Below are 12,895 nucleotides of genomic sequence, written 5' to 3'. Positions count from 1 at the left end.
AGCTTCACCTACTTCCATAAACTCTCTTTTGACAGAGCGATCTCTAAGCTCTGTCCTTTTTATTGATTTCATCTTACAAAAATAAAAGATGGATCACATGTGCCTTATTAACTAGAAAATTCTCTCTTCATCCGCTAAAAATAGTTCTTTTGATACAAATTAAAAACGATTCATTTCCTGGGAAATTCAATGGTGCAAAAAAGCCTTTCCTCTACACTGAGGAAAGGCTTTTCTATTAAGAACCATACGTAATTTGTTCGACAGTTTTTTGATCAAGTCTTTTGATGACTTCTGTTAAAAGCTTCACTGCATTTTCATAATCATCTCGGTGAATCATTGCTGCATGGGTATGAATATACCTGCTTGGAATCCCGATGGATAGTGATGGAACACCATGACCTGTTAAATGGATACCCCCAGCATCTGCCCCCCCGCCAGGCACTGAATCATATTGATAAGGGATGTTCAATTCATCCGCTGTCTGGACAACAAAATCGCGAAGTCCTTTATGAGAAATCATAGAAGCATCAAATACGACAATCGTTGGTCCTTTGCCAAGTTTGCTCGTTGCTTCTTTTTCAGTGATGCCTGGCGTATCTCCTGCTACACCAACATCAATGGCAAATCCAATATCAGGCTGGATCGCGGCAGCAGCCGTTTTGGCTCCGCGCAGGCCTACTTCCTCTTGAACAGTTGCCACACTGTAAGCGATATTTTCATGCTGAGCACCATGTAAATTCTTCATGACATCAATCGCCACTGCACAGCCGATACGATTGTCCCATGCTTTTGCAAGGAGCATTTTTTCATCATTCATGACCGTAAACTCAAAGTAAGGAACAATTTGATCTCCAGGCAGCACGCCCCACTCCATCGCCTGTTCTTTGCTTGAAGCCCCAATATCAATAAACATATCAGTAATTTCAATTGTTTTTTTGCGGGCTTCTGGTGATAAGACATGTGGCGGTTTGGAACCAATCACACCTGTGATGTCCCCTTTTTTCGTCACAATGGTGACACGCTGTGCCAGCATGACCTGTGACCACCAGCCACCGACCGTTTGAAAACGAATATAGCCTTTGTCATCAATTTTTGTCACCATGAATCCTACTTCATCTAAGTGACCAGCGAGCATGATTTTAGGCCCATTTGCATTTCCTTCCTTCTTAGCGATGAAGCTGCCAAGGCGGTCTGTAGAAATTTCATCTGCATATGTTTCTATGTATGTCTGCATGACTTTTTTGACATCACGTTCATTTCCTGGAATCCCTTTTGCATCCGTTAGGTCTTTCAGCATAGTTAATGTTTGATCTAGTTTTGTCATTCCGTTCATCCTCCTTTATCTTCATGGTGCATTCTTATTATACAAAACCTCATTCGTTCAATACGATCTTTTTATGAATATTTTTTCGTTTAACGAAATATTTTTTAAAAAAAGTTGAAACCTTTTGGCCTTTTCATTCGTAGTACATCAGATAACGGTATTGGAGGTGCATCCTGTCATGTTTGTTATCCTCATTAGACTTGCTCTTGTTGCACTGCTTGTCTATATTTTCTACATGGCGGTAAAATTCTTCTCAAACCCGAGAAGAAAGCTGAAACAAGCAAAATTAAAAGAAGGCTTTTATTTTATGGACGAACAGCAAAATGCCCGCAAAAATTTTAATTTCGTCTATAAAGGTGTCTTGTTTGAAGGGGAAAAGCACGTTCCTTCTAAGGATCATCCTCTGTTTGTCCACTCCATTTACGTTTGGACGGAGTCACCTGAGAAGCTAAATGAATTTACATTAGAAGACTTTGAAAAACTTGAGGAGAACATCATCGAACGATATCCTCAGACCAAAATTGATTGGGATCAGCCCATCAAAAAAATCAAACAAAAAAAAGGAGCAGACACGCCGTCTTGATGGCGTCTGCTCCTTTTTCAGATGAAATGCAAATATCCTAATATGACCAATTGAACAACAATTAGAACAGGCATGCCGATTTGAAAGGCAGGATGCTTAGTTTTATGACGGAAATACTGCATGCCAAGAAACGACCCAGCAGCACCAAAAAGCACTGCGGTACTCCATAAGTGCGCTTCTGATATTCTCCATTTATGCGCTTTCGCCCGGCGTTTATCTTCTCCCATGAGAAAAAAACCATAGACATTTACCAAGATGAGCAGCACGATCAGAGCGATGTTCATTTCTTTCACCTCACATGATGAGAAAAAAGATCACTCCTCGACGGAATGATCTTTTATATGACTTACTTGTCTAGTTGTGCTTTTGCAGCATCAGCAAGCTGATTGAATGCGTTTAGGTCATTCACAGCAAGGTCAGCAAGCATTTTGCGGTTGACTTCGATACCAGAAAGCTTTAAGCCATGCATTAAACGGCTGTAAGAAAGACCGTTCATACGAGCTGCAGCATTGATACGAGTGATCCATAGTTTACGGAAGTCACGTTTTTTCTGACGACGGTCACGGAAAGCGTAGTTTCCAGATTTCATGACCTGTTGGTTTGCTACTTTGTATAATCTATGTTTTGAACCGAAATAACCTTTTGCTAATTTAAGAACCTTTTTACGACGCTGACGCGACACAGTTCCGCCTTTTACTCTTGGCATTGTATTTCCCTCCTATGATTCCTATTCCAAATTACTTGATGTTTGCAAGTTGTTGTTTGATACGTTTGAAATCTCCAGCACTTACGATTGCGCTCTTACGCAATTTACGTTTTTGCTTTGTAGATTTGTTAGCGAACAAGTGACTTGTGTACGCATGAGAACGTTTAAGTTTACCAGAACCTGTTTTTTTGAAGCGTTTAGCAGATCCGCGGTGAGTTTTCATTTTTGGCATTGGATGTTTCCTCCCTCTGTTACTTTACTTTTCGACTTTTGGTGCAAGCATGAGGAACATGCTACGTCCGTCCATCTTAGGTTTTGTTTCTACTGTTGCTACTTCAGCGCAAGCTTCAGAGAAACGGTCTAACACGCGCTGTCCGATTTCTTTATGCGTAATCGCACGCCCTTTAAAGCGGATAGAAGCTTTCACTTTATCTCCCTTTTCAAGGAATTTGATGGCATTACGGAGCTTCGTGTTAAAGTCATGTTCATCGATTGTCGGGCTCAACCGAACTTCTTTTAAGCTAATGATTTTCTGATTCTTACGTGCCTCTTTTTCCTTCTTCTGCTGTTCGAATCGGAACTTACCGTAGTCCATGATTCGGCAAACAGGTGGTTTTGCATTTGCAGCAACTAACACAAGGTCAAGATTAGCTTTAGCAGCAATTTCCAGAGCTTCCTGGCGGGATTTAATCCCCAGCTGATCGCCATTTTGTCCGATCAAACGAACTTCACGCGCACGAATACCTTCATTAACTAATTGATCTTTGCTAATAGTGAGCCACCTCCATGAGATTTTGAATTGAGTTCACAACTCATTTTGACCATTTCGTTGTATGTTTTACAGGCAAACAAAAAGTGTGGGCATATAAAACACCCACACTGCGAACATTTGCATGAAAAAATAAATGTACGGTCAACCTGTCAACTACAAGCATGTGTCAATCAGGTGAGAAGCGGGTGCTTCTGCTTGTGATATCTATTCAATTCGTTAATTATTTTACACAATTTTCATTTGTCCGTCAAGTAACCGAACTCTTGAAACAACTTTTTCATTTTAGCATGATGAAACGATTTGAGCAAGACTTTTTTAAACCATGATGTCATCAAAGAAGCAATTGCAGAAAGATTGGGATGACAATCACGCTCAAAAGCCCCCAATCATCAGCAAAAGGCTTTGCAAACAGCAGAATAATGATAACTCCATCTCAACACCAAACAGTGCTGCCTGTTGTTACTAAAAGAAGCAAAAATAAAAAAAGGATGTCCTTTTTCCGAAACCCTTGGTTGTGAAGCAGTAGATTGCGAAAGCCCTTCACATGCGCAAGCACAAAACCTAAAATAACGATGATCCCCACATGCTCGATCATCATCAAAATGAAATGAAGCAAACCAGCCACCTCAGTTGATGTCAATAGTCATGAGCAGTCAATGCTCACATCTCTCTCAAATCTTTTCTTTATTGCCCTCTCCTTCTATTGTAAAATGAACATGAGCCTGTCACATGCAATTGAAGGTAACTACATACATAACAAGGGAGAAGATCATGAAAGCCGTATTTTTCGATTTAGATGACACTTTGCTTTGGGATGAAAAAAGCATTCACACGACTTTTCAAGAAACATGCCGGGAAGCGGAAAAGAAATATGGACTTGATTCAGAAACATTTGAGCAGATTGTACGTGAAGAAGCAAGAAAGCTGTACTCTTCCTATGAAACATATGATTATACTGTCATGATCGGTATTAATCCTTTTGAAGGACTGTGGTCAAATTTTAGTGAACCGATTAGCGAAGGCTTTCAAAAGTTGAACGCCCTTGCACCAGAGTATCGTAAAAACGCTTGGACGAACGGCTTAAAAAAGGCGGGAATTGACGATGAGGCATTTGGACAATACTTGGCTGATTTCTTTGCAGCAGAACGGAGAAAACGCCCGTATGTCTATGAAGAAACGTATCCTGTTTTAGACCGCCTGAAAGGCAGATATGAACTACTCCTATTAACAAATGGAGACCCTAGTCTTCAAAAGGAAAAGCTTGCAGGTGTACCAGAGCTTGCGCCTTATTTTAATGAAATTGTGATTTCAGGAGATTATGGGAAAGGCAAGCCTGACCCTGGCATCTTTGAGCACTGCCTCCAGCTGTTAAATCTCACAAAAGATGACGTCATTATGGTAGGAGATAATCCAAAAACAGATATTCTCGGAGCATCTCGCGTTGGCATCCAAACCGTTTGGATCAACCGCCACGGCAAGAAGAATGAAACAGATGTGACGCCAGATTATGAAATTAAAGACTTACATGAATTGTTTGATATATTAAAGTAGATTCAAAGAGAAAACACCCTTCTCCAGACGAGATAGGGTGTTTTTGGTCTCTCGGTTACACAATGTCCGCTAGACTCTGTGCTTGACGATCTAAGCCGCGGGCTGCTTCTCCTACATTGATGAATTCTTCGCTTGCCTGCTTCACAAGATCCCGGTTTGTAAACACACTCGTTTTTGCCCGGCTCGTTCCGCTGCTGACCTTTTCTACTTCTATATGAATTGCTTTCACATATCGATCCACTTTTACGATTGCTTCCTTTGAATCTGTCGTAAGCTTTCGAATTTCCGCCGCCACCACACTAAAGCCATTCCCATAGGAGCCCGCATGTGCAGCTTCTATAGCTGCATTCAGTGCGAGCAGCTGCGTTTGGGAAGCAATGCTGTTAATGGTCGTCGCAATTGAGCTAATCGACTCAACCTGCTCTGTTAAGCCTTCTAGTAAGCTCATGTTTTGATCTGTTTCATTGGCGATATGTTCAAAAGAAGCATTGACACTTTGACTATGCTGAATACCAATTTCTGCCCGCTCCATTAATTTCGCAGACATGTCCTTTAAATCTTTTACGACCTGCTTCATTGAGTTTTCTCTCTCTGTAATATCTGTTGCCACTTTCACAACAGCTACGACGTTCCCCTCGTCATTGAGGACTGGTGTATACGTCGCTTCAAGCCATAAGGTGTCACCGTACTTAGTGATCCGCTGCACCTTTTCCTGGAAAACGCGACCATCCTTTAAACGCTTCCAAAACATTTGATAACTTGTGTGCTCTGCAATATGCGGAGGACAAAATTGTCTATGTTTTAAACCAATCATTTCTTCCTTAGAATAGCCCATGGCTTTTGCGAAAATATCATTGACCCATAGCACCTCACCCGTCACATCAAATTCAATCATTGCTAGTGAATGCTCTAATGCACCAAGAACGGCTGACTGTTCCAATACTTGTGATGATAATACGTTTGTTGTTTGAACCATCTCTTTCATTCCCCCATTTTCTTCTCTCACCAATAGTACATAATTACCCGTACTTTCGTACTATCTAAACGTATCATTCAAACATCTGGATCACCAGAGGAGAATTTTTTTCCATAAGAAAAAACCAGTGATCTCAAAGGAAAGAGATCACCGGCTGCATTGTTTGAAAAGATTATTTTTTCGCTTCTGCTACTGCATGTTTCACAAAAGCTTCAAGGTCCATTGTTTCTGAATCTTGTTCACCGTATTTTCTTACATTGACTGCGCCATGTTCTGCTTCTTGATCACCGACAACCAGCATGTACGGAATCTTTTGCATTTGCGCTTCTCTAATTTTGTATCCAATTTTTTCATCACGGCTGTCAAGCTCTACACGCAGACCTTCAAGCTGCAAACGTTCTTGCACTTTTTTCGCGTAGTCTAGATGAACAGACGGTGAAACCGGGATGACTTGGAATTGTACAGGTGCCAGCCATGTTGGAAGAGCTCCTTTGTATTCTTCAATTAAGAAGGCAACAAAGCGCTCCATTGTGGACACGACCCCTCTATGAATCACCACTGGACGATGGTGCTTCCCATCTTCTCCGATATATGTGAGATCGAAGCGCTCTGGAAGTAAGAAATCAAGCTGTACAGTGGACAGCGTCTCTTCTTTCCCAAGAGCTGTCTTCACTTGTACATCAAGCTTCGGTCCATAAAATGCCGCTTCGCCTTCTGCTTCATAGTAGTCATGTCCAAGCTCGTCCATTGCATCTTTCAGCATGGACTGTGCTTTATTCCACATGGCATCATCATCGAAATACTTTTCTGTATCCTCTGGATCACGATAAGATAAGCGGAATGTGTAATCATTTAAGCCGAAGTCTTGATACACTTCTTCAATTAAACGAACTGTACGGATGAACTCGTCTTTGATTTGATCTGGACGAACGAAGATATGTGCATCGTTTAATGTCATGCCGCGAACACGCTGAAGGCCAGATAAAGCACCTGACATTTCATAGCGGTGCATTGTCCCAAGCTCTGCAATCCGAATTGGCAATTCGCGATAGCTGTGCGGTTCATTTTTATAAATCATCATATGGTGCGGGCAGTTCATTGGACGAAGGACAAGATCTTCGTTGTCCATTTCCATGACTGGGAACATATCTTCTTGATAATGCGCCCAGTGGCCTGATGTTTTATATAATTCTACACTCGCTAAAACAGGTGTATACACATGTTCATAACCAAGGCGTACTTCCTTATCAACAATGTAGCGCTCAATCACGCGGCGGATGGTTGCCCCTTTTGGCAGCCAGAGCGGAAGGCCTTGACCTACCTTTTGAGAGTTCGCAAACAGCTTCAGTTCTTTCCCAAGTTTACGGTGATCGCGTTCTTTTGCTTCTTCAAGTAGACGTAAATGTTCATTTAAATCTTCTTTATTAAAGAAAGCTGTTCCGTAAATACGCTGCAGCATTTGATTGTTACTGTCACCTCTCCAGTATGCACCTGCAAGGCTTAACAGCTTGAACTCTTTGATTTTTCCTGTAGACGGCAAGTGAATGCCGCGGCATAGGTCAAAGAATTCACCCTGCTCATAAATTGTGACAGTTTCGCCTTCTGGAATCGCCTCTAACAGCTCGAGCTTCAATTCATCGCCAATTGCTTCAAAACGTGCTTTCGCTTCTTCTCTAGATACTTCAACACGCTCAATCGGCAGGTTGCTGTTAATGATTTTCTTCATTTCTTTTTCAATCTTTGGTAAATCTTCAGGTGTAATGGCAACATCGATATCGACATCGTAGTAGAAGCCATTTTCAATCACAGGGCCTACGCCAAACTGGACGTGATGCTCTTTTCCATAAATGCGTTTGATCGCTTGTGCCAGCAAATGGGCTGTGCTGTGACGCATAATATCGAGGGCTTCTTCACTTTTATCTGTGATGATCTCAATTGTTCCACTTTCTAATAGCGGCGTACGCAGATCTATTTCTTTGCCGTTCAATTTACCGGCAAGCGCTTTTTTCTTTAGGCCCGGGCTAATTGATGCCGCGATGTCTTCTGTTGTTGCTGTTTTGTCAAACTCCTTGACTGCTCCATCTGGAAATGTAAGTTGAATTTGTTCTGACATCTCTGGTCACTCCTTTTTTTGGCAATATAAAAACCCCGCCCCCTGGAAAGGGACGAGGTTGAATAAACGGAATCGTGGTTCCACCCTTTTTCCCGTATTTGCAGCTTGCTTTGTCAAAAGCAAATACGGCTTGTGGTTCGATAACGGGAATTCCCGTCAGCTATTACTAAAAAAGTTCACAGCTGATGTTCAAAGGTGGTAAAGCAAATGGTCCTCAGCTAGGAAGCTTTCAGCCGCGGCTTCCCTCTCTTTAAGCGGGTGTTCATTTGTTCATGTCCTTATCAATACGGTCTCTGTATGAAGTTACACCGTATTATAAAACGTTTTTTCGTGAAAATCAAGAAAGCTTTTCACTTTTCTTTTCCAAATGGTCATGAACAAATTGAACATTCTGCTCCTGAAACGAATGAGGCGGGAAGACCTCGACTCTTTCTTGAAAAATATTTTGAATGGTTTGTACCATTGAATGACCTGTATCATTTGTAAATAGGTCAATTTTTTGTGGAGCGATGGATACAAGCGGTGCAATCAGCTGCGAATCAATATACATTGGATGCTCTCTTACAAACTGTCTGTCTATGTATTGTTTTTGATCACGTTCAGAAGCGTAGCGAAATTCCCAAATCACCAGACGGTCCTCATGTACAACATGTACTTTCTCAAGCTTAGGTTCTCTTGCCATCACATAGTCTCGAAGGGATTGAATAAAGTTTTGGTATTCTTGTTCCATTTTGTATTCCTCAATGGACACTTCTACATAATTCTTTAGCCTTTGATCATACTCTGCGAGCCTAAATGTCATAAATGAACCAATTGAAAAAATACCTTGCTGTAAAGAGATCGTCTCTAGCTCCTTTTTTAACAGGGCTTCCCTTGACGGGTCTTGATGAATCCCAGGAATATCCTCTATATCCCCTTTCATGATGCTATGGGCGATCGAAAGAATTTGGTGCTGCTCTTCGGGATCTTTAAATAAGTATGTGTTTTCAAGGATGCTGCGCATGCGCTCATTTTCTTTGCATTCTAAAAAAAAGTGAACCAGTAAAGGCCGCACAATGTGCTCAAGTGCTTCTCCTGATTTCTTCGCCTCTATGAGAAGCCGGTCTTTCCCCTGTTGAATCGAGATGTGATGCCGACTGTCCAAGTGTTCAGCAAGGTGTAAAAAAGCGGCGGTATCATATTCATCTTCAAAGATTATTTCAAGCATGTTTGTCCCCCCTAACGACATCTGTTACATATATATGGGGAGAACATCAAAAATAGACGCCTAAAATAAATCAGGCATCTTTCTTTTTAAAATTAGTGGAACAGAGATAAAGATCAAATAAATCAAACAAACAATCGCTAAGGCGGCATAATTGCCACTCACAAAGCTTGACCCGAGAACATTCAATGCAACTGTGCCCGGTATTAGTCCTAAAAAGGTAGCGGCCGTAAATGCACGATAATTCGCATGTGAAGCTGCTGCCGCATAGCTGACAAAATCAAAATGAATTGGAGCAATGCGCAATAACAAAATATAAAGAAACCCATGCTCTTGAATGCGAGACGTCACCGCCTTTAGCTTCCGGCTGCTTGATTTCGTTTCTTGCTTGTTTGAACGGAAGGTGGAAGCAAGCAGGAAAGACCCCGTTGCGCCAGCTGTAGCACCGACGAGGGCATAAATGGTCCCAAGGACACTGCCAAACGCCAAACCTGCTGCTAGTGAAAAGACGGTGAGAGGGACAAGCACAAACGGACGAAAAAGTGATAAGAAAAGAAAAACAAACGGGGCCAGCAGCCCAAATTGAAGAATCCAATTTTTCACATCTTTCGGCGACAGCTGAAGATGCTGTTTGTTCAGCCACCATAGCGCAGCAGCCAGAACGCCGATGACGAGAATAAGCAGCCATTTTCTTTTGTTCATCTCATCCGCTCCCCCCCTCACGTAACGCATCCTTTTATAAATGACGGCGATTTTCTCCTTCAAGCAAAACTGGCTCGGCTAAATAAAGAATCCGTTCCATTAAACGAGCTGCTTTGACCTCTTCTTTTTCCCCGCGCTGCGAGTACGTAAAGTGATGCTTCAAGTCACTCGGTGAGAAATTAGAAGAGAAGAAAGTCGGGAGCTGCTCTGCCATGCGGTATTGCAAGATCGTTCCTAAAAGTTCATCTCTTACCCAGCTCGTCATCGACTCTGCTCCAATATCATCAAGCATTAAAATCGGTGTTGATTTGACCATATTCAGCTTCTCTTCGAGTGTATGATCGGCTAATGAATTTTTTAACTCTCTCACAAATTCAGGCACATAGACAAGGAGAGATGGATATTCTTTTACCGCTAGCTGCTGTGCAATCGCTGCTAGAATAAATGTTTTTCCTACCCCAAACTTTCCGTGTAAATAAAGGCCTTTGCCCTTACCAGTCTCATCATAGCTTTGCAGGAATTGACCTACTTTTTGAATGACCTCTTGTCTTCCCACAACATTCAAATCAGCAAACGTCGCTTGAAGAACATTCTGCGGAATGTACATGCTTTTCATGAGTTCTTGCTGTTTCTTCTGTCGATCGAGCCGCAGTTTTACAGGACAAGGGGAATATTCAATATCAATGCTCTGACCTTTGATCACAAGTTTCGGGTGATATCCGTCTAAAATGGCATTTACATTCTCGTCCTCTAAGCAGTAAGAACAGCCCTTTGATTGCTGAACATATTCAAAGAGCCTGTTTAAGCTGCGATTAATCATGTCTTCTTGTATCTCTTCCTCGTGCTCTTTTAAAAAGGCCTTCACATCTTCATCAGATAATACACTTTCTTTAATCTGATTGTATCTCACGCGAAAATCTACTCGTCCTTTTAGTTGTTCAAATGAACGACCGATCGGTTTCATCTCCATCTCACCTCACATTAATGTGCATTGTACTTTTTCATATTATTAAACTGATTTAACAATTTTTCTTTTTCTCGTTCAAGGTCCTCTGTAGACAAACGATCCGTCTGTTCTTTTGCAGGCTGTTCTTTCGTTTCAGTTTCTTTCATCCAGTCAGGCAGTTTCTCCTCTCGGATGACTTTCCCTGATCCATACGAGTTTCGCTGCTTTTTCTGCTGCGCCCACTCTGTCATTTGTCTGTTCTCTTCTTTGGCAATTTTCATAGCAGCTGCAACGGTTTTGATTTTCTTTCGCACCCAATGAGCGGCGATTTTTTGCATATAGGTTTTGGACAGCTTCATATCCGTTTTCAGCAGTGTATAGTAGATCAAGACATTCATGACCCCAGGCTCTAGCTTCTGCTCAAGCATAATATCTTCAACAATTCTTAAGTCTGCATACGTCGGCTCAATGCCATCTGCCATATCTTTCAAAAGCTCTCTAGGCGAAATATGATCCAGCTTTTCAATCAATGTCGCATCAGGCGTATCTGCCTCTTTATGCTGCGCGGCATCGTGTCGTAAATGCCTTGGCTGTTTTTGATCAATCAGCTTCGGCTGTTCGCCTCTGTATTCGATTTGGTACCAGTCTCTCGCTGCTTTTCGTAGATCTTCAGTTGAAATCATCTGATCCGGCCCACAGGCGCCTGCGACAATATTTTGCATTTGCAGCGGCGTAATGCCATATACGACAGCTAACTTCTTAATTGTCTCTTTCACTTGCTTTGTCAAAGCCTTTCTTGGGATCATCATGTCTGACATACCTGCTAATAACAGATCAAAATCAAAGGATTCATCTGAAAGCGGCGCAGACTGACTAGATCCGACCGTCACATATTCGTAACCCTCGTCAAGCGATGACGCCTGATTGATTTCCTCTGTCATCTTGCGCTCTCCCGGCTGCAATACGTGAAACACTTCTTCAAACGATCGTGAAATGTTCTTTGCATCAGCAGGAACACTTGGATAAGAAAAATAATCACGAAGCTGCATATATTTTGCTTTCTCTACCCGATGATACAAAAGGACATTCAGCATACCGTCTTGGAAAAACTCATCCGGTCTTAGCGGCGGCACAAGCTCATATGTAAACAGTCTGCCCTCTTTCGTTTCCTGTTCATATGTGCGGAGTAAGCCGATCGCTTCAAGCTTTAAGCGCTCTTCAAAAATATCATTTAAATTCGTTTGCAGCATGACCATGAGCTGCCGATGAGGTGCGGGTTTACCCCATATCCGATTTTGTTCCAGCTCTCCCCACAGCGTCATGTATAAACTGAAAGCGGACATGCCAATAAGCGGCTGATATAAAAGAGTGATGAGCTGTCTATCGATGTCACCGAGCAATGAAGCGCTTTTGACGACATACGGATCGACGGCTAGCACTTCCTTCCAATGCTCTGTCATATGCTGATCCTCCCTTAATGCGGTTGTTTCCATTGTACACTCTTTTTGCGTTTTACGCTTTACGCAGGAAAAAGAGCATGAAGAATCTTCAGCTCTTTTTTAGCGTTCTTTCTTTAATAAATCTTTTAATTCATCAATAAAGACATTGATATCTTTAAACTGACGATAAACCGAGGCAAACCTGACGTAAGACACTTCATCAATTTTCGCCAGCTCGTCCATCACCATTTCACCGACAAGCTCGCTTTTCACCTCTGACATGCCTTGATTACGCAATTCCTTTTCAATGTTAAAGCAGACATCTTCCAGCTGTTTTAAAGCGACAGGGCGCTTTTCACACGCTTTGATCAGTCCTCTTAGCATCTTTTCCCGGCTGAATTCTTCTCGGATTCCTTCTTTTTTCACCACAATCAGCGGCAATTCTTCTAATTTTTCAAACGTCGTAAAGCGATATTGGCAGCTTTCGCACTCTCTTCTGCGACGGATGGATTTCCCTTCATCTACTGGTCTTGAATCAAGCACCCTTGTACCAAGGTGCTGACATGTGGGACATTTCAT

Annotated in this window: 15 protein-coding genes and 2 other annotated features; of the genes, 2 read left to right on the top strand and 13 right to left on the bottom strand. The window is 42.0% G+C overall.

The window, feature by feature from the left end; all coding sequences use genetic code 11:
* Nucleotides 1-235: 235 nt before the first annotated feature.
* Nucleotides 236-1,324 carry a M42 family metallopeptidase gene (locus tag GPA07_RS06915; RefSeq protein ID WP_157292250.1) on the bottom strand — a complete coding sequence of 363 codons (1,089 nt, stop codon included), beginning with the start codon at nt 1,322-1,324 and terminating at the stop codon, nt 236-238.
* A gap of 178 nt (nt 1,325-1,502) precedes the next feature.
* Between GPA07_RS06915 and GPA07_RS06910 the strand changes: the two genes are divergently transcribed.
* Nucleotides 1,503-1,907, top strand: coding sequence for a sigma-w pathway protein ysdB (locus GPA07_RS06910; protein ID WP_071168807.1), 405 nt, complete (start codon nt 1,503-1,505; stop codon nt 1,905-1,907).
* A gap of 17 nt (nt 1,908-1,924) precedes the next feature.
* Here GPA07_RS06910 and GPA07_RS06905 read toward each other — a convergent pair whose 3' ends face one another.
* From GPA07_RS06905 to GPA07_RS06885, 5 genes are all read right to left on the bottom strand, one after another.
* Entirely contained in the window at nt 1,925-2,191 is a 267-nt protein-coding gene (locus GPA07_RS06905) for a DUF1294 domain-containing protein (RefSeq protein ID WP_071168806.1), read from the bottom strand.
* 62 nt (nt 2,192-2,253) lie between these two features.
* A complete protein-coding gene (rplT, locus tag GPA07_RS06900; protein WP_007501659.1) occupies nt 2,254-2,613 on the bottom strand; it encodes a 50S ribosomal protein L20 in 360 nt (119 codons plus the stop codon).
* Nucleotides 2,614-2,644: 31 nt separating this feature from the next.
* Complete coding sequence (gene rpmI / locus GPA07_RS06895; protein WP_003216324.1) at nt 2,645-2,845, bottom strand: 50S ribosomal protein L35; 201 nt, start codon at nt 2,843-2,845, stop codon at nt 2,645-2,647.
* Nucleotides 2,846-2,869: 24 nt separating this feature from the next.
* Nucleotides 2,870-3,385, bottom strand: coding sequence for a translation initiation factor IF-3 (gene infC, locus GPA07_RS06890; RefSeq protein ID WP_034738338.1), 516 nt, complete (start codon nt 3,383-3,385; stop codon nt 2,870-2,872).
* A gap of 71 nt (nt 3,386-3,456) precedes the next feature.
* Nucleotides 3,457-3,588, bottom strand: a sequence feature (ribosomal protein L20 leader region).
* A 230-nt stretch (nt 3,589-3,818) separates the two neighbouring features.
* Nucleotides 3,819-4,001: a hypothetical protein gene (locus GPA07_RS06885; protein ID WP_008356012.1), complete on the bottom strand. Its 183-nt coding sequence runs from the start codon at nt 3,999-4,001 to the stop codon at nt 3,819-3,821.
* A 155-nt stretch (nt 4,002-4,156) separates the two neighbouring features.
* Between GPA07_RS06885 and GPA07_RS06880 the strand changes: the two genes are divergently transcribed.
* A complete protein-coding gene (locus GPA07_RS06880; RefSeq protein ID WP_071168805.1) occupies nt 4,157-4,936 on the top strand; it encodes an HAD family hydrolase in 780 nt (259 codons plus the stop codon).
* 55 nt (nt 4,937-4,991) lie between these two features.
* On the opposite strand, the gene GPA07_RS06875 is transcribed toward GPA07_RS06880, so the two are convergent.
* The 7 genes from GPA07_RS06875 to nrdR all read right to left on the bottom strand — a co-directional run bounded on the left by GPA07_RS06875 (nt 4,992) and on the right by nrdR (nt 12,895).
* A complete protein-coding gene (locus tag GPA07_RS06875; RefSeq protein ID WP_157292249.1) occupies nt 4,992-5,912 on the bottom strand; it encodes a methyl-accepting chemotaxis protein in 921 nt (306 codons plus the stop codon).
* A 172-nt stretch (nt 5,913-6,084) separates the two neighbouring features.
* Entirely contained in the window at nt 6,085-8,025 is a 1,941-nt protein-coding gene (gene thrS / locus GPA07_RS06870) for a threonine--tRNA ligase (RefSeq protein ID WP_157292248.1), read from the bottom strand.
* A 45-nt stretch (nt 8,026-8,070) separates the two neighbouring features.
* Nucleotides 8,071-8,319 (bottom strand) — a binding site (T-box leader).
* Nucleotides 8,320-8,362: 43 nt separating this feature from the next.
* Nucleotides 8,363-9,232, bottom strand: coding sequence for a putative sporulation protein YtxC (gene ytxC / locus GPA07_RS06865; RefSeq protein WP_157292247.1), 870 nt, complete (start codon nt 9,230-9,232; stop codon nt 8,363-8,365).
* Between the two features lie 60 nt (nt 9,233-9,292).
* Nucleotides 9,293-9,931: a TVP38/TMEM64 family protein gene (locus GPA07_RS06860; RefSeq protein ID WP_008356024.1), complete on the bottom strand. Its 639-nt coding sequence runs from the start codon at nt 9,929-9,931 to the stop codon at nt 9,293-9,295.
* Between the two features lie 34 nt (nt 9,932-9,965).
* Nucleotides 9,966-10,895, bottom strand: coding sequence for a primosomal protein DnaI (dnaI, locus tag GPA07_RS06855; protein ID WP_071168803.1), 930 nt, complete (start codon nt 10,893-10,895; stop codon nt 9,966-9,968).
* Between the two features lie 17 nt (nt 10,896-10,912).
* Entirely contained in the window at nt 10,913-12,337 is a 1,425-nt protein-coding gene (locus GPA07_RS06850; RefSeq protein WP_008356027.1) for a replicative helicase loading/DNA remodeling protein DnaB, read from the bottom strand.
* A gap of 99 nt (nt 12,338-12,436) precedes the next feature.
* Entirely contained in the window at nt 12,437-12,895 is a 459-nt protein-coding gene (nrdR, locus tag GPA07_RS06845; RefSeq protein WP_003216720.1) for a transcriptional regulator NrdR, read from the bottom strand.

It is taken from the genome of Bacillus sp. ms-22, assembly GCF_009759805.1.
GTDB classification, from domain to species: domain Bacteria; phylum Bacillota; class Bacilli; order Bacillales; family Bacillaceae; genus Bacillus; species Bacillus xiamenensis.
Note: the sequence above shows the minus strand (reverse complement) of the source record. Positions and strands in the feature narration are given on the sequence as shown.